The organism is Vibrio sp. 10N, assembly GCF_036245475.1.
GTDB lineage: Bacteria > Pseudomonadota > Gammaproteobacteria > Enterobacterales > Vibrionaceae > Vibrio.
Genome location: NZ_BTPM01000001.1, coordinates 2,940,090 through 2,961,028, shown reverse-complemented (window position 1 = coordinate 2,961,028; position 20,939 = coordinate 2,940,090). Strand labels below are relative to the sequence as shown.

Here is a 20,939-nt window from a genome sequence, read left to right as displayed (position 1 = left end):
GTTAAACATGAGTTATTTTGAAGCCTTTATTTTGGCACTGGTGCAAGGGTTTACCGAATTCTTGCCTATTTCTAGCTCGGCTCACCTGATTTTGCCTTCCGCTATTTTGGGCTGGGAAGACCAAGGGTTAGCCTTTGATGTTGCCGTACACGTGGGTACCTTGGCAGCAGTGGTGATCTATTTCCGTAAGGAAGTGGTGACCTTATTTGGGGCTCTGTTTGGCTCTATATTCAAAGGTGAGCGCAGTAAAGAGGCCAAGCTGGCGTGGATGATTGTACTGGCGACGATTCCAGCTTGTATCTTTGGCCTACTGATGAAAGACATCATCGAGCTGTATTTACGCAGTGCCTACGTGATTGCGACCACCACTATCGTATTCGGCCTATTACTGTGGTGGGTAGATAAAAACGCCAAGCTTGCGGGTGATGAGTATCAAGCGGGCTGGAAAAAAGCCTTGTTCATCGGTTTGGCGCAAGCAATGGCGATCATTCCTGGTACGTCACGCTCTGGCGCGACCATTACTGCAGCGCTTTACCTAGGCTTTACTCGTGAAGCCGCAGCGCGTTTTTCTTTCTTAATGTCGATTCCTATTATTACACTGGCGGGTGCTTACCTTGGCCTTAAGCTAGTGACAGGCACTGAGCCTATCCATGTTGGCTTCTTGCTTACCGGTATTGCGGTGTCATTTGTCAGTGCGTACATCTGTATTCACTTCTTCCTGAAGCTGATTTCACGCATGGGTATGACACCGTTTGTTATCTATCGATTGATCCTAGGATTCGGCCTATTTGCATTCCTGCTAATGAGCTAGAAAACTGACCAAGGACCTAAGCTCTAGGTCCTAGTTCCATTTCGATCGCTTGAGCTCGGCGTTTGTCGAGTTCATCTTTTATAGTCTTGCCTTTGAACCCATCGCTAATAATCGCTTGTACATCGACATTGATGGCCGCTTGGTAAGCACGCATGAAACGCTCTGCCTGCGGGTAGGCTTCCCTTTCTAGTCCTTTTCTTCCCTGATGATCCGCTTGGCAGCACAGCAGCACTTGTTCTAGCTTTTCTGGCTTACGCCAGACATCGAGCTTGGCAAAAATCTTCACGAACGTACTCGGCTTGAGCTCAAACGCACGATGAACATTTGAGTGTTGGGCACAGACCGCAACCGCTAAATCTCGGTAGTCATTGGGGACTCGCACTCGGGCGCACAGCGCTTTAATCACTTTTTGGCCCGTATGGGTATGCAGTTTGTGGCTTGGCCACTCCTCTTTTGGTGTCAGTGCTTTGCCTAAGTCATGCACTTGTGCGGCAAATCGAACCGTGGTGAGGGCACTCAATTGAGCGGCTTGCTTCGCCACCATAAGGGTGTGAATACCAGTATCGATTTCGGGGTGCCATTGTTCTGGTTGTGGGACGCCAAACAGCGCGTCTAACTCTGGAAGTACCACCTTGAGTGCGCCGCATTGACGCAGAATGTCGAGAAAAACCTCCGGAGAGGAAGTAGTGAGGGACTTATGCCACTCTTGCCATACTCGCTCAGCAGTAAGGTGCTCAAGTTCTCCTTGCTTCACCATGTCACGCATTAGTGCCATGGTCTGCGGCGCTACATGAAAGCCGAGATGCGCTAGTTTAGCGGCGAATCGAGCCACCCGTAGCACGCGTAGTGGATCTTCACTAAAGGCAGGGGAGACGTGGCGTAACACTCGCTGCTCCAAATCACGCTGACCATGGTAAGGGTCAATCAGGTTGCCATCATCATCCTGAGCGATGGCATTGATGGTCAGATCGCGGCGCATCAGGTCTTGTTCAAGTGTGACGTCTGGGGAAGAGAAGCATTCAAAACCTGTGTAGCCTTTACCTGATTTGCGTTCGGTTCGTGCTAAAGCGTGCTCTTGCTTGGTCTTTGGGTGAAGAAAAACCGGAAACTCTTTACCAACCGCTTGGTAGCCTTGTTTGAGCATCTGCTCAGGCGTAGCGCCAACTACGACCCAATCTTTGTCATAGACCTCAATATTAAGCAACTGGTCACGCACTGCGCCCCCAACAAGATAGACTTGCAAATTGGCTCCCCTTTTTACTACTTAGCCGTTGGCATTACTGTGTACCAATGGTACTTTGCTTTGACTGATATTGTAAGGTTAACCCATGTATAAGGATTATTTCGGCTTTCTAGAGGTACCGTTTTCGATCGTACCTAGCTCGCGCTATCTGTTTTTGAGTCAACGACATCGTGAAGCGATGCAGCATCTTCAGGCTGGCCTTGGACAGGGCGGCGGATTTGCTATGCTTACTGGTGAGGTAGGAACCGGCAAAACCACAGTGGCAAAAGCCATGTTAGCGTCATTGGACGACAAAACCGCTTCGGGGTTAATTCTTAATCCAACTTTTTCCAGTCAGGATTTGTTAGAAGCAATCTGTGATGAGTTCGCTATTGCTTATCCGCCACAAGCTTCTCTCAAGCAGCTAAGCCAAGCGATTTACCAGTATCTTCAAGATAATGAACAGCAAGGCATCAATACGCTCGTTGTGATCGATGAAGCGCAGCATCTATCTGCGGAAGTACTCGAGCAGCTTCGATTGTTAACCAACCTAGAAACGGATGATCGCAAATTACTAAAAGTGCTGCTGATCGGTCAGCCAGAGCTGCAACAGAAACTGCGCACCACGCAGCTTCGTCAGCTCGCTCAGCGTATTACTGGACGTTATCACTTATTACCACTCTCGGAAGGTGAAACTCGTCAGTATATTGAGTTTCGTTTATCTACCGCGGGTGGAGAAGCTGCATTGTTCAGTAAGTCAGCGGTAGCGGTGATCAATAAAGCCAGCCAAGGTATTCCGCGACTGATCAACTTAATTGGTGATAAAGCATTACAATACGCTTATCACTCCGGTGAGAAGCGAGTCTCGAAATCCACGGCTCACAAAGCGTGTGAGGACATTCTCTCTTTTCAAGCACCTGGCGTTGGAAACAGTGAATCTACATCGGCAGTACAACAGGCCATCAGTCATTATGCGCTTCCAGCATTGCTCGGTATCACGGTGGCGGCAGGGCTCTATTGGAAGGGCGAAGAGGCCTTGCTGTGGGCACAGCAAACACTGAAACAAGAAGATAGGATTCAGGAGAGTGAGGCGTTAAATAATGACACACCGGCGTCACTCCCTGTGGTGAGTGCCCCTGTTGTCGAAAAGCCTGTTTCGAACACCCCAGCGACATCACCGGTAGCTCAGTCACAATATCCAGTTGAGCTTATGCAATCGCTGTTTAAGCGTGATGACAAGATTGCTGCTATTCAAGAGCTTTATGCGGTATGGGGTTATCAAGCGGGTGTACTTGATGGTATGTGTGAATCGGGTTCAAACAGCTTGTTCCAATGTCAAAAGTACTTGGGCACCTTAGAGCAAATCATTGAACAAAACCTACCCGTCGTGATGCCCCTGTATCATCTTGGTGATGAAAGTTACGTAGTATTGTATCGCGTCAAAGGTGATGAGGTGGAAGTGCTCAATGGGCGTGATCGTATTGTTATGCCAAAGGGCTGGCTTGAGTCTTTGTGGACTGGTGAATATTACTCGATTTGGCAGCGTGAAATTTATACGACACTGCGTTTGAATCAACGTGGTGAAGAAGTAGCGATTCTTGATAGTAAACTATCACAAGTACTCGGTGAGCCTTTGCTGGGAAGCGACGTATTTGATAAAGCGTTAGAGCGTAAAGTGGAATTATTTCAGCGCTGGCAGAAGATGGACGTCGATGGTATCGCCGGCCGTAATACGTTGAAAAAATTGGAGCTAATGACACAAACCGACGCGCCTTCCCTCAAGAGGGACGATTCGCAGGAGGCCTTTCAATGATCCGTATTACGACGCTGAGCCTATTGGTGACTTCATTCCTATCGAGCTCTTTGATGGCAGAGCCGTCAGGACAGCCTTTAGATTTGCAAGCGCCATCGTCACAAACAGGCTCTGAGAGCGCCTACAGTTTGTTGCCATACCCTAAACTGAGTGAGCTGAAACCGCTACCAAAGCGCGCGCAATCTCAGGCTGTGGTCACCTTACCCACGCCATCGGTCGCTGAGGCGTCGTCAAACGTGGGTTTTGCCAATCAACCAGTACCGCAAGCTGCCGTTCAACCTTCAAACCAAGGCAGCAGCGATGAGCCGTTTGGGCTGGATGATCTGGACTTGAGTGGGTTAGACCCAGAGATCGCTCGTAAGGTCGCCGCGGCGATGAGTAATGCCCCTGCCGATCCGCGTTTGAGTCGTGTTGACCATATTGCTCTAGAGAGCAATGAAGCACGCTATCGAGGACGTTTACCTGCACTGAACTTCCAAACTCACATGTACTCCTCTGATGTGAATCGCCGCTGGATCAAAGTCAATGGGCAAGAACTCAAAGAAGGTGACCGTTTAAATTCGGTTCAACTATTAGCGATAGAACCCCAGTCGGTGACTATCCGTTTTGATAACGACATCATCGATATTCCTGCGCTCTACGAGTGGGGAGGATAATCCCTCCTCGCGGGTTTTGAGGCCAGCGAGGAGGCATTCATGTTGGTCACTGTGCCGGTTTAGCCTGACTTGCAGGCGTTACGGCAATCAAACCAAATTGTTGCTGAGGGAATAGATACTCGGCTTCGACCAGTACTTGCTGCGCCTTACTGATCTCTCCACTGCCTTGATAAGCCAAAATCAAATTACGATAGAAAGCTGGCCTTGGTTTGCTTTTAATGACCTCAACAGACCAATCGATATAGGGCTGGATGTATTCTGGGTTGTTAGTGGATAGCCCAAGTTTGAGGTACGTGCTGTACAGGTTCCAATGATAGCGGTCTTTCCATACCACCGGATTAGTCACTTTCTCCAGCAGGCTAGCATTAACGGGCTGTGATTTTTCAAATTGCGTTAGTACATAATTGGTGTGTAACGCAGCAATCATGTATACGCTGATTAAAATCGGCACCAGTAGTGACAATACGCGACACACGGTTTTTGTCACGTTACTGAAGGCGATGCTTTTTAGTCTAGGAGTACGCTGGTCAACCCAGTAAATCAAAATCACAAAAGTGATCCAATGGATCAGTGAGTGATAAAACGGATACTCTAGTTGGCTATGTAGAAAAATCGGTACAAACAGTGCAAAGATAGCCAGTCGAGTACCTGGTTTAGCGGTGTAGATGCGGCTGACGACGAATAGTGCCGCCAACAATATCCCTAAAATGGGCAACAGTCCCCCTTCGATACCCCATAACAGTAGCTCGTTGTGAGGGTGATCGAGTGCCGGAATACCGGGAGCAAAGCTGTCGTTGAGCTGATGCTGCCTCGCCGTGTAGACCAAATACTTTGATTCAAATTTACCCAACCCGTAACCGGTAAAAGGCTTTTCAATCAGCATGTCCAAAGACTGACTGTAGATCGTTGAACGCACGTCTTCGAGTTTGGCTTTATTGGTAATGAGGTTTTGGCTTCCTGAGTTGGCAAAACCCATCAGTAGCCCCAAAGTGAGACCCGCCAGTGTCGCTAATGTCCAGCCGCGCAGTCGCTTGCGTGTTGAATGACGATAGAGGTAAGGGACAAGCAATACAAAGCCAGCAATGGAACCCATCCAACCAGTGCGAGAGCCCAGCACCACAATAAGGGGTATCACGATGACGGGCATTAAATACAAAATGGAGACATCACTGATGTGCCAGTTGTACTTGTGCTTTTGCCTAGCCAGTAGGTAACCGGACAACACGAAACCTGTGGCGAGAAAGCTTGCCATGACGTTTGGCTGTTGGAAAATACCGTAAGGACGATTGCTGACGGTGTCATAACCCAGGGGATTATCGGCGCTGAGGAGGAAATACTGAACGTAGCCAAATAAGGCCTGGATACAGGCGGCGAGTACTACTAACCACAGTAAACGCTGTTTCTGCTTGTTGGTAAACTGAAACTGCTGCAAGAGTACAAACAGTAAGAAACCACTCCATAAACCGATAAATCGTGGTAGCACGGCTTCGATATCCGGGTGACTGTAGAGTAAAGGGGCACTCATCAGCAGACAAGCCAGTCCCAGGCCAACGGTGAGCTTGCTGTATTTTAGTGCTTGGTTGCTTCCAAGTTGATACAGTCCGGTGCCGAGCACGAGTGCAAATGCCATCCAAGCTGTATTATTGAACGACAAAGCAAGCCCGGTTCCACCAGGGTTTGGCCAGAAGAAATGAGTCGCAACGAGAAACAGCACCGCCATGGCGGTCATAAACTTGCGATTAAGTGGCGGGCGAACTTTCACAGGCTCGAGTTCGGTGCCATTGGTATGAATGATTGCCATAGTTGTGACGAGTTAAATCCAAGAAAATAACGGGGGCCCACATTGGCCACCCGTGATAATGCTCTAATTTACCCTTTTAGCATAGGTTTTAGGAAGCGTGCGGTATGTGAACCTTCGACTTGGCACACAGTTTCCGGTGTCCCTTGAGCAATGATTTCCCCTCCACCTTGGCCTCCTTCTGGTCCTAAATCAATGATCCAGTCTGCGGTTTTGATGACATCAAGGTTGTGCTCAATGACAACGACAGTATTACCGTGGTCACGCAGGCGATGTAACACCGACAGCAGCAACTCAATATCATGGAAGTGCAGGCCAGTCGTCGGCTCATCCAGAATATATAAGGTTTTACCTGTGTCTCGCTTTGAAAGCTCGCGCGCCAGTTTGACTCGTTGAGCTTCACCACCAGATAGTGTGGTCGCAGCCTGACCCAGGCGAATGTAAGATAGGCCTACATCCATCAACGTTTGCAGCTTTCTGGCAATAACAGGGACAGGATCGAAGAACTCGCGAGCGTCTTCCACCGTCATTTGCAGCACTTCATCGATGGTCTTACCTTTATAGCGTACTTCTAAAGTTTCACGATTGTAGCGTTTGCCTTTACATACATCACAAGGCACGTACACATCGGGTAAGAAGTGCATTTCTACTTTAATTACTCCATCACCCTGACAGGCTTCACAGCGGCCGCCTCGAACGTTAAAGCTGAAGCGCCCTGGTTTGTAACCACGGGAGCGTGCTTCTTGAGTACCAGCGAATAGCTCACGAATAGGGGTGAAAATACCAGTATACGTCGCAGGGTTGGAACGAGGTGTGCGACCAATTGGGCTTTGATCGATATCGATCACCTTATCGAAGTGTTCGAGCCCTTCGATTTGTTGATACGGTGAAGGCTCGGCGGTGGTGGCACCATTAAGCTGTGTGTGAGCGATTTTAAAGAAGGTATCGTTGATCAGCGTCGATTTACCTGAGCCAGATACGCCCGTGATGCAGCTAAATAAGCCGACAGGTACGGTTAAATCGACATTCTTCAAGTTGTTGCCAGTTGCACCTTGTAGAGTGACGACTTTTTTGGGATCCATTGCAACGCGTTGCTCTGGGATAGCAATTTCGCGCTTACCGCTCAGGTATTGACCTGTTAACGAACGATCAGAGGCGATGATATCGTCAATGGTACCTTCGGCGACGACGGAACCCCCATGCACCCCAGCACCCGGACCGATGTCAATGACATGATCGGCTGTGCGGATCGCATCTTCATCATGCTCTACGACTAATACGGTGTTACCGAGATCGCGTAGGTGCGTCAGGGTGTTGAGCAAGCGTTCGTTGTCGCGCTGGTGGAGGCCAATAGAAGGTTCATCCAGCACATACATGACGCCAACTAAACCGGCACCAATTTGACTGGCTAAGCGGATACGTTGAGCTTCACCACCAGAGAGCGTTTCTGCACTGCGCGAGAGGTTGAGGTAATTGAGTCCGACGTTGACCAAAAAGTGCAGTCGATCGTTGATCTCTTTCATCACCTTCTCGGCGATTTGCGCGCGCTGTCCTTCTAGCTTGAGAGACTTAAAGAAGTCCATCGCATCGCTAATGCTCATTTCAACAATCTCGGGCAGCGTAGTATCGTCGACAAAGACGTTACGCGCTTCTTCACGCAGACGAGTGCCGCCACAAGTACCACAAGATTTGGTGGAAATATACTTGGCTAAATCTTCACGTACCGAGTTAGATTCGGTATCACGATAGCGACGCTCTAGAGTGTTGAGGATCCCTTCAAATGGGTGACGTTTGACGCGAATGTCACCGCGATCGTTGACGTAGTTAAATTCAATTTCAGTGCGGCCAGAGCCTGTTAGTACGACGTCTTTGATCTTCTTCGGCAGTGAGTTAAACGGCGCAAACAGATCAAATTCATAATGCTTAGCGAGCGAAGTAAGCATTTGGAAGTAGTAGTAGTTCTTCTGATCCCAGCCACGAATCGCGCCATCAGCAATACTTAAACTGTCATCGACGATCACGCGCTCAGGATCGAAGTATTGTTGAACGCCTAAACCGTCACAGGTATGACAAGCCCCTGCGGGGTTATTGAATGAAAACAGTCGAGGTTCCAGCTCTTGAAGGCTGTAACCACAATACGGACACGCAAAGTTGGCGGAGAAAATAATGTCTTCTTTCTCCGGTTCATCCATCCAACCAACGCCGACGATACCACCAGATAGTTCCAGAGCAGTCTCAAACGACTCGGCAAGACGTTGCTGTAAATTGTCGCGCACCTTAAAGCGATCAACGACCACTTCAATAGTGTGTTTCTTGTGCAGTTCTAGTGTTGGTGGATCGGACAGATCGCAAGTTTCACCGTCGATACGAGCCCGAATAAAACCTTGCGCCGCCAGGTTTTCTAACGTTTTGACGTGCTCACCTTTGCGCTCTTTGACAATCGGTGCCAACAGCATCATTTTTGAGCCTTCAGGAAGCTCGAGCACTTTGTCGACCATTTGACTGACCGTCTGCGCAGCGAGAGGCACTTTATGAGTTGGACAACGTGGTTCGCCCACGCGAGCATAGAGCAGTCTTAAATAGTCATAGACTTCGGTGATTGTGCCTACGGTGGAACGTGGGTTGTGAGACGTGGATTTTTGTTCAATCGAAATCGCGGGAGACAGACCTTCAATATGATCAACATCTGGCTTTTCCATTAGTGACAGAAACTGTCTTGCATAAGCGGACAAGGACTCCACATAACGACGTTGCCCTTCGGCATATAAGGTGTCGAAGGCAAGTGATGATTTACCTGAGCCGGAGAGGCCTGTGATCACGGTGAGTTTGTCGCGAGGAATTGTCAGATTGACGTTTTTCAGGTTATGGGTACGAGCCCCCCTAACTTCGATATTGTCCATTATTGCCACTCATGTAAAACGTAGTGTGACAAGTATTACATAGTGTGAAGTTTGTGCAAAGAAATACTGGATAAAAAAACAGGTTAAAACAAAAGCGCTACGTGCCAAGGCTCCGTAGCGCTGTTATTTGATTCAAGATTTGAGACTATTGAGCTTTACGCTTTTTTTGTTGCGTGCTTACCAAGCTCCGCTGCTTTCTCATCTTTTAGGTATAGGTTTTCAAAGCAATAGTTAGTGGCTTCGATGTAGCCTTCTACGCTACCGCAGTCGAAACGCTTGCCTTTGAATTTGTACGCCAACACGCAGCCTGCTTTTGCTTGCTTAAGCAGTGCGTCGGTAATTTGGATTTCGCCACCTTTGCCCGGTTCCGTTTGCTCGATCAGCTCAAAGATATCTGGCGTTAGGATGTAACGACCGATGATCGCAAGGTTGCTTGGTGCTGTGCCTTGCTCTGGTTTTTCAACCATGTCGTCAACGCGGAACAGATCGTCTTTGATCATCTCGCCCGAAATCACACCGTATTTGTGCGTTTCATCTTCCGGTACTTCTTGTACAGCAACGATTGAGCAGCGGAACTGTTTGTATAGTGCCACCATTTGCGCCAACACGCCTTGCTCTTCGTTAACACAAAGGTCATCGGCGAGTACGACTGCAAAAGGTTCGTCGCCGACCAACTCACGACCGGTTAGGATAGCGTGGCCAAGACCTTTCATCTCGCGCTGACGAATGTAGGTAAATTGTGCTGAGTCGATGATGTCACGAATATCAACCAGTAGCTCTTCTTTGTTTGTGCCGCTGATTTGGTGCTCAAGCTCGTAGTTTTTATCAAAGTGATCCATGATGGAGTGTTTACCACGGCCGGTAACAATGCACATGCCGTCCATACCCGCTTGAATGGCTTCTTCAACACCGTATTCAATCAGTGGTTTGTTCACTACAGGCATCATTTCTTTTGGCATAGATTTGGTTGCCGGAAGAAAACGAGTTCCATAACCCGCCGCCGGGAATAGGCACTTCTTAATCATGGTAAGACCCTTTATCTTTATATGTTTCAATTCATTGCCAACTGTGGCGAATGGGTTTAAGTCTACAGACTAACGAGCGGTTATGACAGCAGAATTGTTGTGAAGTTCGATTCACATATAGACAAAGGGATCGAGTGCAAAAAAAGCAGAATAGCGTTCACCAGCGTACGCAGCTTAGGACAGCAAATGCTGATTGGCCCACGCGATGGCTTGCAGTCTGTTTTTCACAGAGAGTTTGCGAAATATCTGATACAGATGCGACTTCACTGTTGATTCGGTGATGTACAGATCTTCGGAGATTTCTAAATTGCTCGCGCCTGACTGCAGGCAGCGTAATATTTCAATTTCTCGCGAGGTTAAATCAACCACTGTGGTACAGGTATTGGCGGAAACAACGTAACGATAGTGGTGCAACAGCTGACTGGCGACATCTCGTGGCAGCCAGTTTTTGCCATTGATAATTTCACCAAAGCCAAAGGTAATTTTGTTGCCATCTTCGTGGCTATAGAACAGGCCTTTTAGATGGCCGTACTTGAGGATCTCTTCAGTGGTCAATCGGTGGGGCACATTGATCAAAATGGTTTCAAAATTCTTACTTGCCAATGGCAAGTTGAGAACCTGTTTGAACAGATCTAACGATTCCTCGTAATCGAACAGCAAAATTCGGTTTCGTGGCCCAGTCGCGGCATTTAATAGATCGTTGGGAGTAATGGTTTCGATAGGATTGACGCATAGGCCAGAGAGCGCTTCAATACGCTCGGTGACGTCTTGATCTTGACCGAGACTGACGTGTTGTATGGTCCGTTTGTAGCTGTTTTTTCTCATCGTCACTAATAATTTTTGCCACTGAATTAATGTGCATATTGGTGTATATAAGTGTGAGCAGCTAGTGTTTACAACACAAATTGAGAGAGACTTAAACTATTTTAAGTAATTGATATGTGTATAAGGTGGGCGGTGTGCCTAGATGGACTGAAGTTTCGGCGCTAGACTTATATTTGAGCACCAAGTTGGGATTGTAGGTTAGTTCACATAAGCGCTGTTGCTGTCTTGCAGGTTCATGGTATCCTACTGGGCTATTTTAAAACACACTGTGGTTACGGAGCAAAACATGGCAAGCCGTGGAGTAAACAAAGTCATTCTAGTGGGTAACTTAGGTAACGACCCAGAAATTCGTTACATGCCAAACGGCAGTGCCGTGGCGAACATTACAATCGCGACCTCGGAATCGTGGCGTGATAAAGCGACGGGTGAACAGCGCGAAAAAACAGAGTGGCACCGTGTTGCATTGTTCGGCAAGCTAGCGGAAGTAGCGGGTGAGTACCTAAGAAAGGGCTCTCAAGTTTACATTGAAGGTCAACTACAAACTCGTAAATGGCAAGATCAGAATGGTCAAGACCGTTATACAACAGAAGTGGTTGTACAAGGCTTCAATGGCGTGATGCAGATGCTAGGTGGCCGTCAAGGTGGTGGTGCTCCTATGCAGGGTGGTATGAACCAAGGTGGCATGCAGCAGCAAGCGCCGCAACAGCAAGGTTGGGGTCAGCCACAACAGCCTGTTCAGCAGCCTGCACAGCAAAAACCAGCTCAGCAGCAGCCACAATACAACGAACCACCAATGGATTTCGATGACGACATCCCGTTTTAAATCGAATTCAGATGTGTAGAGTGAATCTTATTCACTATGACTAATGCTGAAAGGCCGCGACATTTGTCGCGGTTTTTTTTGTTTCTTAGAACCCTGCCATAGCGTGTGACTTAACGGTTTTGGCTAAATTTGATATAACAAACAACCAGCTGCCTGGCTGCCTTATTCATGAGGGTTGATAGGTGATAGCGATAATTCGTTCAAAAAGGACTTTGGCAAACTATGAGGCAAACCCCCACCCTTAAACTGAGCACGCGCTTGGTCGCTTTTGTTACGGTTATTGTAATGAGTGCGGTTTTTATCCTATTCGTGGGTGGTACCCTGTCCATCAAGCGTATGGGACAAGAGTATCTCAATCATCATCTTGCAGGGATCGTGAAAGTCATCGACAAAGAGCTTGAAGATCCCGATGCCGCATACATGATGCAGCGTTGGATGCCTAAGATGCTGCAAGCCAGTAATATCATTGAAATGCAGCTGATGTCTTCAGCTGGCGTGGTTTATCGCTATAAAAACACCTCACCGACATTAGACAGAACGGTCGTGTACGAGCGAAGCTTTGAGCTAGAGCGTAACGATGGCTATCGTGTTGAGTTTGTCGCACTGCCACCGTATCTCGATGTGCGCTATTCGCTGGAAGCGATGTGGTCGGTCACACTCGCATTTGGCCTGATTGTTTTTTGCTTGATGCAAGGGGTGAAATGGTTACGTGAACAGCTTGTGGGATCGGAATTACTGGAAGAACGGGGCAGAATGATCCTCGGTGGCCGAGTCGAACAATACGCCAAGGGTGACGAGCGAGAATGGCCGTATACGGCGAGTGAGGCGCTGGATATTCTAATAGAGGAGCTGCAAGATGCTCGCCAAGAGCGTAGCCGTTTTGACACCTTTATTCGTACTCAAACCTTCCTTGACCCGTTAACGGGAAGTGCCAATCGAATGCTGTTTGACAGCAAATTGGAATCAGCACTGCAAGAGAGTGGGGCACAAGGTGGCGTGATCTTGTTCCGCATCGAAGATTGGGAGCAGGCACAAGAGAAGCTGGGTAAATCTGAGGCGGATGAATTTCTTATTGAAGTTGGCCAAGTGTTGTCTCAGGCGGTACAAAAATACCCAGATGCCATTTTTTCTCGTTACTATGATGCAGATTTCGCGATATTTATCCCTCACCAAAGCTCCAAAGACGTGGCGGCCCTTGCGAGTCAGTGCATACGTCAAATGGAGAAATCGCCGCCACCTGTGCCGTTGGATGAAGATAACTGGTGTCACATTGGTGTGAGTATGTACTCGGAAGGGGAGCGTCGCGGCCGAATCATGGAAGAAGCGGAAACCGCGCTCAAAAGCGCTCAGCTGCAAAAGGTTAACAACTGGAGCCGCTTCCAAAAACAAGTTCAGAAATTTGACGAACGGGGTAGCGTACGTTGGCGTACTCTCTTTGACCGCGCTCTATTGCCAGACAACTTGCTGATTTATGCCCAGCCTTGTTACCTATACGAAAAAGGCAAAGAGCTCGCACCATTACATAAAGAGCTGTTTGCACGCATCGACGATCCTGAACGCGGCACAGTGAAAGCGTCCCGTTTTCACTCCGCGTTACTGCAGGTAGGCTATGAATCAAACTTTGATCGAGCGGTATTGGGTAAGGTGTTTAGAAGCATCAAGCAAGGTAAAATTGCACTACCTCTATCGCTGAATGTGTATGTCGTACCATTTGCAAACAAAAACTACTTTAAGTGGTTTAGAGATGAGTTATTGCAGTTGCCAGTCAGTGTCCGCAGCCAGCTTAGCTTTGAGTTTTCAGAAGCGCGCTTAGTGCAACATTTAGACTACATTCGTCCGGTAGTGAGAATGTTGTCAGGGTTAGGGTGTACCGTGATCGTTGGTCAGGCGGGTCGCTCGATAGTTAGCACACACTACATCAAAGATCTCAAAGTGGATTACCTCAAATTGCACCGCAGCTTGGTAAAGCGCATCGATCAGCGTGATGAAAACCAGTTGTTTGTTCGCAGTATGGTTGGTGCATGTGGTGATTCACCGACACAAGTTATTGCTGTAGGCGTCGAGACGAAAAAAGAGTGGCACACTTTGATTGACCTTGGTGTTAAAGGTGGTCAGGGGCGCTACTTTGCGGCAGAAACGCAGTTGTTGCCCGAAGCGCAGGTCAAATCGTCGTTGATTAAACCTGGTCGTCGAAATCGCTGGAAGCGAAGTTAATATCATAAAAAAATAAGCGCCATAAAGGCGCTTATTTTTTTCTTCGCAACGATTAGTTGATGCGAGGGCGATACTCGGTCCAGGATTGATCATCGAAGCTATAGAACTGAGTATCGTTAACCTCGAGCATTGTGGTGCCTGAGTTTTGCGAGACTACCGGTGTGGTTGGCAGCCCTTGGGTGAGTGAGCTCAGTGATGTTGCTTTACCTGCATACATCTGGCTACTGAGAATATTGCTGAGCAGATCGCTCAGCGCCAAGAAGCTCACTGGTTGCTCAACATCAATCTGACGACGGTTCTCAATGGTCACATCGCCAAAGAACTTAATTCCGACCGGAACATTGGTGATGGCTTTGGTTGGAATTTCGCGCATCCCAGAGATCTGCATGCGATCGCCACGTACCGCCGCGCCATGCTCAGGCAGCAATACCACGACCACATTACGGTTACTGGCCTTTAACGACTGGAAGAACTGGTACAGCTCATCAAGTAGGATTTTTTGCTGGCGTTTGTAGGTCATCAAGCGTGAGCCAGATTGACCAACGACGCGGTTACCATCGTGAATACTGATGGTGTTGTAAAGACTGACCGTCGGCTTGGTATGTGCAATTTGCTCCCATTGAGACAGGATTTTCCCATCACTGTAGATCCGGGTGCCATCAAAAGCGTACTGAGATGGCGTCATCGTTTCTATATCTACCGCGGGAGAAAAACTGCCGATGTTGTTGGCAATGTGTTTGTTAAAACCATCAAATTTACCATCGTGATTCATAAACACTTCTTTTTGATAGCCAAGGCGAGCGAGCTGATCGAACAGAGAGCATTGCGCAGTCAGATTATTATTGAATAAGTCGGCATGAGACTGCTGGCCACAATTGGCACGCAAAATTCGCAGTACCGCAGGACCGCTGTATGACGTGGCGGAGTTGAAGCGCTTAAACAGAATATCAAATTCTTTAAAAATCGGGTGATTGATGTTGCCTGAGTACTCCAAATCATCCCATGCTAATGAGCAGACACTGAGAAATAGAATGTCAAAGTTTGGCGGTGTCGGCAGAGTATCCAAACGCGACAAGCTCGATGATTTAGCCGCTTGCTCGCTAAAGAACTGGCCTAAATAGCTTGTTAGCCCTTCTGACGATGTGTCCACTGTTACTTCGGTAGTGACAGTGGTGGTTGGCAGTGTGCCGCTGGTACTGACCGTGCTCTCTACGGTTTGACCAGTGGTAAGTGACAATTGCCAAAAAGAGCTTGGGATTGAGGCAATCACCATCCCTGCCACAACAAAGGCTGACAGGCGTAGGATTTGTCCTAGATAGAGATAGCCAACGATCAGTACAAAGCTGAGCAATAGAAAGTCTAAGGAGACGAAGTCTTTGACTAGTGCCAATAGATAAACGGTATCAAACTGACTGACTAAGTCCCATTGGCTGAATAAGCGCTCTAACGGCGGTAGATAGGAATCATGGTGAAGCAACAGCACGGCCAGAACTATCGCTATACTGTGGCGGGCAATATTCAGCCAGCGACTGTGCAGTGGAATCAATACCAAGCACAGTAAACTGAAGTTATAAAGTGGTGAGAAGCTCAGGGTATCTGTGGCGTACAGCGCCAATTTCAGCGCAAAGTAGAGGGTCCACCAACCGAGTGATATGTGAGCTGAGGGTTTGGTTCTATCCATGATTAAAATTTGGTTTCTCGTAAATACTTGGGACGTTTTCTTAGTTTGGTGACGAGCATCGATATCACGCGAATGATGCTAGGCGCGACGATGCCGAGTGCAAGGCCGACTGCGGTGAATACGCCTGCGACGGTTAAAAAATCTTCAATGTTCATAGTTCATCCCAATCAGCAGGGGAAGCAAAACGACTGGCAGGTGTCTTGTGCTCTGGTACGGTATCCGCTTGGTTCGATTGTTCCGAGTAGTCGATACCTTGTATGCTGGAAAGTCGTGTCATGATTTTATCGGCATCCGTATATTGAAACTGTTCAATAAACAACTCACTCGGTGCGACGGCGAAAACATTCAATAAGGCTTGGTGGATCTCATAACGCCTCAATGAACTAAAAAAGATTAAGATACGACCGTCAATTTGACACGCAATGTCTCCTCGGCGCTTCATTTGACTATAGGATATCGCTTCACTTAGTGGAACTGAGGAAAATGGTGTCAACTCAACCAGTGCATATTCAATTTGTGTGTTGCGACATACGTTAATGGCATCCAGTGTTAAGGACTTAAATGTTTCATAGCTAACAAAACCACTGTCATTCACTGGGCTTTCAAACTGCTTAAATAGCGATGTTTCGGATACGTAGTGGGCCTTCATTGTCGTCATCGAAGCTAATCGAATCTGGTCGTAAAGAGCGGCCTCACTCTTATTGTGCTCGACGATACTCTGGGCACCTGCGGTGATCAACATGTGGAAGTCGTTGTAGCGAATGCATGGTTTGAGCTCTTTGACCACAAAATGCACCCCTTCCCCAAAGCGTTTTTTATTGTGAAGAATAATACCAGCGACACGCTTAATATCATCAAAACTACCACACGGCAGCACCACAACACTTGCTTGGTTTGCTTCGAGTATCGATTGTGGGAAATCAAATTGTTCAAACACCTGAAAACCGTGACTATGAATAAAGTCGCGACTTGTTGCTTGTGATGAAACTAAGATAGGTAATACCTCTTTCTCTATATGGTCATCGTCATCATCAGAAAGTAAAAACAATTTATTCCCCAGCTGAATATCACCATCAAGATAGCGTGTCACTTTTAAGAAAGTCTGCTTTTTCTGCTGTTTCAGCTCCCCAAGAAATACCGTTTTTCCTCGTAAATAATCGGTATATTCTTTTAAATTAAGAGAGTTATTAACATCTAGTAACAATATTGTGACATTTATAAAATCAATTGTTGCTTGTTCGATCGCAAAATTAACATCTAATTTTGAACTCTGGCTAAGGTCGAGCAATATACAGCTATGGATATTGTTATTAATAGGCAGTCTTGACAGGTCATTTAAGAAGTCAGCCATTGATAGCGCTGAGTCTGAGAGAAATATTTGCGAGAAATTTTGGTTAATGATTTCGGTTGATTTTGCGCTGAGCTTGCCAGGTTGTGTAAGAAAATCCTTACCAGACGGCGAGGTAAATAGGTCTGCTTTGGCCTCGAAAAGTGGGATTTTTTCGTGGTGGGATAACAGATTTTCCAAAGCCTGCCAAGAGTTAATATGCAAGATCTGCTGAATCATTAGTCCATTTACCATAGATGATAGTGATATTAATTGGGAGTTAGTGTACTATGCGTACAAAATTAGAACAAACTTATCTTAAGCTGAGTAGTAGAAGGTAATGCAAAACTATACCACTGATGTCGAACAGATTTATAAGTCCTACGGTATTCCAACGTCTGGTTATCAGAACTTGGAACGTAGTGATGAAATAAAGTCATCGCAAAGTAAATGGAATTTTTTGCAACCAGAAAAAACGGTGCAGAGTGAAACGCCAGATAGGGTTTTCACTACGCCTAATAATCAAGTAGAGCCTTTTCAGGCGCCATTAGAACAGGAATAAAGTTTTTATGTCCATACTGTTGGTAAAAGGCATTCATGCGGGAGTGGGGGCAAGCACTGTCGCCGCAAACCTTGCGGCTGCCTACACAGTACTGGGACACAAAGTACTTTTGGTCGATTTGGATGCTAAGAATCTTATTGGCCCCTGGTTTGGCCACCCGACAGACAAAGTCACCGGGTGGACTGACGCTGTTCGAGGTGAGCAGAGTTGGAAGCAAGCGTTACTTCGAGATCCTATTGGCTGTTACTTCTTGCCTCACGGCAGCGCTGCGCTAGGTGTGAGTGAATATAGCAACTATTTAGCTGACATGCTGACGTCGGCACAAGATAAGTTTGAAATCATAATTGTTTCTGCCGCGCATGATTTTAATCAAGCGCTCATCCCGGAAAGCACGCTGCTTACCTTACAGGTGGTGAATCCCACGCCGGTGTGTGTGACGTTATTGAGTCGACAACTCGCGCATACACCTCCCGACAATAAAACGCTGTTTGTCGTAAACCAATGCCGTCATGATATTGCTCTAATGCGCGATATGACCTTAGTACTGGAAGACGCGTTGGGTACCCGGCTGATTTCGGCACATCTCTATTATGACATTGCGATCCAAGAAGCTTTTGCCATGCTTGGCAATGTGATGACTGCTGCGACGCGCTCCAATGCGGCGGTTGAATTTAGACAGTTGGCAACCGTCGTGTTGTCTCAGGTAGAAAAGAACCAGCTTCGTACATAATCATGTTTGTAGCCCGATTTATTTCACCAGACCTGCAGCGTCAGTTTTGCAGTTCGATTCAGTTGCCTGAGTTAGCGTTAAAGAACCGTCATACGCTATTGCTGCTGTGCTTTTTGATTATGCGAGCGGGCACACGTGCCATTCCCACACGTTCAGATTGGGATCGCTATTTTCCACATATCGATTTCAATCACTTTCGCTTTGGCGATAATTTGCGACTGCTTATTCAGCTCCTTTGGTTGGCATTAATAAAACAAAACTTCACGTGGCAGCAGTGGCATTTAACACGTCACGTGAGTGCCATTAATCGAGTCTTTAAGCATTTCTTTCACACTTGCCGACGTTTTTCAGCCACCGCTGTGACTGCGATTGATGATCGGCTGGAAGGTCAGGGAGTAAGGCGTACCGCAAACCACTTTATTCCAGATAGCCTGCTCTATGTTGTCCTGCTAGTTCTCACTGTATTGTGTTTGACCGTGCCGTTTTCTATTACTGCGCAGATTGTGTTTGTCGCGGTACTGGCGATCGTCGCCACTTCCGTACGCGGCGTTAAAGGACGTCTGCCGAACATGTTGCTGATCATCCTTTCTCTCATCGCCTCTTGCCGCTATTTATGGTGGCGATACTCATCGACCATCAATTGGGATAAAGATCTGGATATGATGCTCGGTTTGGTGTTGTTGATGGCGGAGACCTACTCGTGGATGGTGCTGATCTTAAGTTACTTTCAAACGATTTGGCCGCTAAATCGTACACCGGAAACCTTACCGGCCGATCCTAAGACTTGGCCGAGTATTGACCTGTTTATCCCGACTTACAATGAAGAGCTGGATGTGGTCAGGGCGACAGTATTGGCGGCGACGGCAATTGACTGGCCGAAAGATAAGCTCAACATTTATATTTTGGATGACGGCAAGCGAGACGCGTTTCAGGCCTTCGCCGAACAAGCGGGTGTGGGGTATATTCGCAGGCCGACGAACGAGCATGCTAAAGCCGGCAATCTCAACTATGCGTTAAAACACACTCATGGTGACTATGTGGCCATTTTCGATTGTGACCATATCCCAACACGGGCATTTTTCCAGGTTACGATGGGCGCGTTTGTCAAAGACCCCAACTTAGCGCTAGTGCAAACGCCACACCATTTTTTCTCACCAGATCCTTTTGAGCGCAATTTGTCGCGTTTTCGTCAGTTGCCGAATGAAGGGAATCTCTTTTATGGCCTAATCCAAGATGGCAATGATATGTGGGACGCGACGTTTTTCTGTGGTTCGTGTGCTATTTTGCGTCGCGCACCACTGGAAGAAGTTGGCGGAGTGGCGGTTGAGACGGTGACTGAAGATGCTCATACCGCACTAAAAATGCACCGATTGGGGTATCGCAGTGCCTATCTCAAGGAGCCTATTTCAGCCGGTCTTGCCACTGACAGTCTGTCGGCACACGTGGGGCAACGAATTCGTTGGGCGCGTGGTATGGCGCAAATCTTCAGAACCGACAACCCCTTGCTTGGCAAGGGCTTATCATGGCAGCAGCGACTTTGTTATCTCAATGGCATGATGCACTTTCTCAGTGGTATTCCGCGACTCATTTTTATGGTCGCCCCATTGGCATTCCTGATTTTAGATGCGTACATCATTTATGCTCCAGCGATCGCCATCGTACTGTTTGTATTGCCGCATATGTTCCATGCCAACGTGGCCAACTCTCGGATACAGGGTCAGTATCGACACTCATTTTGGGGCGAAGTGTACGAAACCGTATTGGCTTGGTATATCGCGATTCCAACCACGGTGGCGTTGTTTGCGCCGGATCGCGGCCGATTTAATGTGACTGCCAAGGGCGGGCTGATCGACAAGCGTTTCTTCGATTGGGACATCAGTAAACCGATCATTGGCTTACTACTACTTAACCTCACCGGATTTGCGGTGGGCGTATATCGTTTATTCGACTATCAATTTACTGATACCACCACTGTGTTGGTGAATTTATTCTGGGTCATCTACAACTTAATTGTACTCGGTGTGGCGTTAGCGGTTGCCGCCGAGGAGAAACAAGTGCGTATGGCACACCGCATTGAAGTGGACTATCCGGTGTCATTTATGACGACCTGCGGGCACCACTACCCGGCGACGCTGAAAGACTTTTCGTTCAGTGGATTAGGTATGCAGGTAGACCCTGAGATCACGATTCAGCACGGTGACGAAATCTTAGTGGCATTGGAGCGTTACGGTATCAAAGAGTCATTTCGCTGCGTGGTGCGCTTCAGTCGTGATGGTGTGGTAGGGGCTCAGCTGCTGCCGATGACGATGGAAAAAGAGAAGCGCTTTGTGCAGTGTACTTTCGCGCGCTCTGACACTTGGTCTAAGTGGCAGCAAGCCTACGAGCATGATAAGCCCTTTGAGAGCTTAAAGAGCATGCTCTACGCAAGTGCGATTGGAATAAGAAAAATGATTGAGTTTAGTCCCGCAGTAGTTAGAGCGGTGGTTTTTAAGTGGGTGGATATGATGACAAGTTTAGCGTCATATCGTCCTCGCTGGATTGTATAGGATATA

At 47.6% G+C, this 20,939-nt stretch carries 16 protein-coding genes; 8 read left to right on the top strand and 8 right to left on the bottom strand.

Annotated features, from left to right (window positions below; genetic code table 11):
- Positions 1–7: 7 nt before the first annotated feature.
- Positions 8–811: an undecaprenyl-diphosphate phosphatase gene (locus tag AAA946_RS13720; RefSeq protein ID WP_338165343.1), complete on the top strand. Its 804-nt coding sequence runs from the start codon at positions 8–10 to the stop codon at positions 809–811.
- Positions 812–827: 16 nt separating this feature from the next.
- Here the strand turns inward: AAA946_RS13720 and AAA946_RS13715 are convergent, their stop codons facing one another.
- Positions 828–2,054, bottom strand: coding sequence for a multifunctional CCA addition/repair protein (locus tag AAA946_RS13715; RefSeq protein ID WP_338165342.1), 1,227 nt, complete (start codon positions 2,052–2,054; stop codon positions 828–830).
- An 85-nt stretch (positions 2,055–2,139) separates the two neighbouring features.
- Between AAA946_RS13715 and AAA946_RS13710 the strand changes: the two genes are divergently transcribed.
- Both AAA946_RS13710 and AAA946_RS13705 read left to right on the top strand, forming a co-directional pair.
- Positions 2,140–3,846, top strand: coding sequence for an AAA family ATPase (locus AAA946_RS13710; RefSeq protein WP_338165341.1), 1,707 nt, complete (start codon positions 2,140–2,142; stop codon positions 3,844–3,846).
- The gene (locus AAA946_RS13705; RefSeq protein WP_338165340.1) at positions 3,843–4,502 is read left to right on the top strand and encodes a general secretion pathway protein GspB; all 660 of its coding nucleotides are present in this window, start codon (positions 3,843–3,845) and stop codon (positions 4,500–4,502) included. Before AAA946_RS13710 ends, AAA946_RS13705 begins: the two co-directional genes overlap by 4 nt.
- Positions 4,503–4,548: 46 nt before the next feature.
- Here AAA946_RS13705 and AAA946_RS13700 read toward each other — a convergent pair whose 3' ends face one another.
- The 4 genes from AAA946_RS13700 to AAA946_RS13685 all read right to left on the bottom strand — a co-directional run bounded on the left by AAA946_RS13700 (position 4,549) and on the right by AAA946_RS13685 (position 11,050).
- Positions 4,549–6,303, bottom strand: a complete 1,755-nt coding sequence (locus tag AAA946_RS13700; protein WP_338165339.1) for a PglL family O-oligosaccharyltransferase — start codon at positions 6,301–6,303, stop codon at positions 4,549–4,551.
- Between the two features lie 68 nt (positions 6,304–6,371).
- Positions 6,372–9,200, bottom strand: coding sequence for an excinuclease ABC subunit UvrA (gene uvrA, locus AAA946_RS13695; protein ID WP_338165338.1), 2,829 nt, complete (start codon positions 9,198–9,200; stop codon positions 6,372–6,374).
- Between the two features lie 155 nt (positions 9,201–9,355).
- Positions 9,356–10,225: a UTP--glucose-1-phosphate uridylyltransferase GalU gene (gene galU, locus AAA946_RS13690; RefSeq protein WP_112459521.1), complete on the bottom strand. Its 870-nt coding sequence runs from the start codon at positions 10,223–10,225 to the stop codon at positions 9,356–9,358.
- A gap of 174 nt (positions 10,226–10,399) precedes the next feature.
- Positions 10,400–11,050: a LuxR C-terminal-related transcriptional regulator gene (locus tag AAA946_RS13685; protein WP_338165337.1), complete on the bottom strand. Its 651-nt coding sequence runs from the start codon at positions 11,048–11,050 to the stop codon at positions 10,400–10,402.
- Positions 11,051–11,336: 286 nt separating this feature from the next.
- Here AAA946_RS13685 and AAA946_RS13680 point away from each other — a divergent pair, with 286 nt between their 5' ends.
- Positions 11,337–11,873 (top strand): single-stranded DNA-binding protein, encoded by a 537-nt coding sequence (locus AAA946_RS13680; RefSeq protein ID WP_042496381.1) that lies wholly within the window; start codon positions 11,337–11,339, stop codon positions 11,871–11,873.
- Positions 11,874–12,095: 222 nt separating this feature from the next.
- Entirely contained in the window at positions 12,096–14,087 is a 1,992-nt protein-coding gene (csrD, locus tag AAA946_RS13675) for an RNase E specificity factor CsrD (RefSeq protein ID WP_338165336.1), read from the top strand.
- A 52-nt stretch (positions 14,088–14,139) separates the two neighbouring features.
- Here csrD and bcsG read toward each other — a convergent pair whose 3' ends face one another.
- Genes bcsG through AAA946_RS13660 form a run of 3 tightly spaced genes read right to left on the bottom strand, consistent with a single transcriptional unit; the run spans position 14,140 to position 17,335 of the window.
- Entirely contained in the window at positions 14,140–15,768 is a 1,629-nt protein-coding gene (bcsG, locus tag AAA946_RS13670) for a cellulose biosynthesis protein BcsG (RefSeq protein ID WP_338165335.1), read from the bottom strand.
- Positions 15,769–15,770: 2 nt separating this feature from the next.
- On the bottom strand, positions 15,771–15,923 hold the full coding sequence (locus AAA946_RS13665; protein WP_338165334.1) for a hypothetical protein: 153 nt from the start codon (positions 15,921–15,923) through the stop codon (positions 15,771–15,773).
- Positions 15,920–17,335, bottom strand: a complete 1,416-nt coding sequence (locus AAA946_RS13660) for a BcsE family c-di-GMP-binding protein (RefSeq protein ID WP_338165333.1) — start codon at positions 17,333–17,335, stop codon at positions 15,920–15,922. Before AAA946_RS13660 ends, AAA946_RS13665 begins: the two co-directional genes overlap by 4 nt.
- Before the next feature lie 100 nt (positions 17,336–17,435).
- Between AAA946_RS13660 and AAA946_RS13655 the strand changes: the two genes are divergently transcribed.
- Genes AAA946_RS13655 through bcsA form a run of 3 tightly spaced genes read left to right on the top strand, consistent with a single transcriptional unit; the run spans position 17,436 to position 20,933 of the window.
- Positions 17,436–17,657, top strand: coding sequence for a hypothetical protein (locus AAA946_RS13655; protein WP_338165332.1), 222 nt, complete (start codon positions 17,436–17,438; stop codon positions 17,655–17,657).
- A gap of 7 nt (positions 17,658–17,664) precedes the next feature.
- A complete protein-coding gene (locus tag AAA946_RS13650; protein WP_338165331.1) occupies positions 17,665–18,387 on the top strand; it encodes a cellulose synthase operon protein YhjQ/BcsQ in 723 nt (240 codons plus the stop codon).
- A gap of 2 nt (positions 18,388–18,389) precedes the next feature.
- Entirely contained in the window at positions 18,390–20,933 is a 2,544-nt protein-coding gene (bcsA, locus tag AAA946_RS13645; protein WP_338165330.1) for a UDP-forming cellulose synthase catalytic subunit, read from the top strand.
- Positions 20,934–20,939: the final 6 nt, after the last annotated feature.

Coding starts and splice junctions, on each gene's coding strand:
- AAA946_RS13720 (WP_338165343.1), top strand. CDS start 8: ATGAGTTATTTTGAAGCCTTTATTTTGGCACTGGTGCAAGGGTTTACC.
- AAA946_RS13710 (WP_338165341.1), top strand. CDS start 2,140: ATGTATAAGGATTATTTCGGCTTTCTAGAGGTACCGTTTTCGATCGTA.
- AAA946_RS13705 (WP_338165340.1), top strand. CDS start 3,843: ATGATCCGTATTACGACGCTGAGCCTATTGGTGACTTCATTCCTATCG.
- AAA946_RS13700 (WP_338165339.1), bottom strand. CDS start 6,303: ATGGCAATCATTCATACCAATGGCACCGAACTCGAGCCTGTGAAAGTT.
- uvrA (WP_338165338.1), bottom strand. CDS start 9,200: ATGGACAATATCGAAGTTAGGGGGGCTCGTACCCATAACCTGAAAAAC.
- galU (WP_112459521.1), bottom strand. CDS start 10,225: ATGATTAAGAAGTGCCTATTCCCGGCGGCGGGTTATGGAACTCGTTTT.
- AAA946_RS13685 (WP_338165337.1), bottom strand. CDS start 11,050: ATGAGAAAAAACAGCTACAAACGGACCATACAACACGTCAGTCTCGGT.
- AAA946_RS13680 (WP_042496381.1), top strand. CDS start 11,337: ATGGCAAGCCGTGGAGTAAACAAAGTCATTCTAGTGGGTAACTTAGGT.
- csrD (WP_338165336.1), top strand. CDS start 12,096: ATGAGGCAAACCCCCACCCTTAAACTGAGCACGCGCTTGGTCGCTTTT.
- bcsG (WP_338165335.1), bottom strand. CDS start 15,768: ATGGATAGAACCAAACCCTCAGCTCACATATCACTCGGTTGGTGGACC.
- AAA946_RS13665 (WP_338165334.1), bottom strand. CDS start 15,923: ATGAACATTGAAGATTTTTTAACCGTCGCAGGCGTATTCACCGCAGTC.
- AAA946_RS13660 (WP_338165333.1), bottom strand. CDS start 17,335: ATGATTCAGCAGATCTTGCATATTAACTCTTGGCAGGCTTTGGAAAAT.
- AAA946_RS13655 (WP_338165332.1), top strand. CDS start 17,436: ATGCAAAACTATACCACTGATGTCGAACAGATTTATAAGTCCTACGGT.
- AAA946_RS13650 (WP_338165331.1), top strand. CDS start 17,665: ATGTCCATACTGTTGGTAAAAGGCATTCATGCGGGAGTGGGGGCAAGC.
- bcsA (WP_338165330.1), top strand. CDS start 18,390: ATGTTTGTAGCCCGATTTATTTCACCAGACCTGCAGCGTCAGTTTTGC.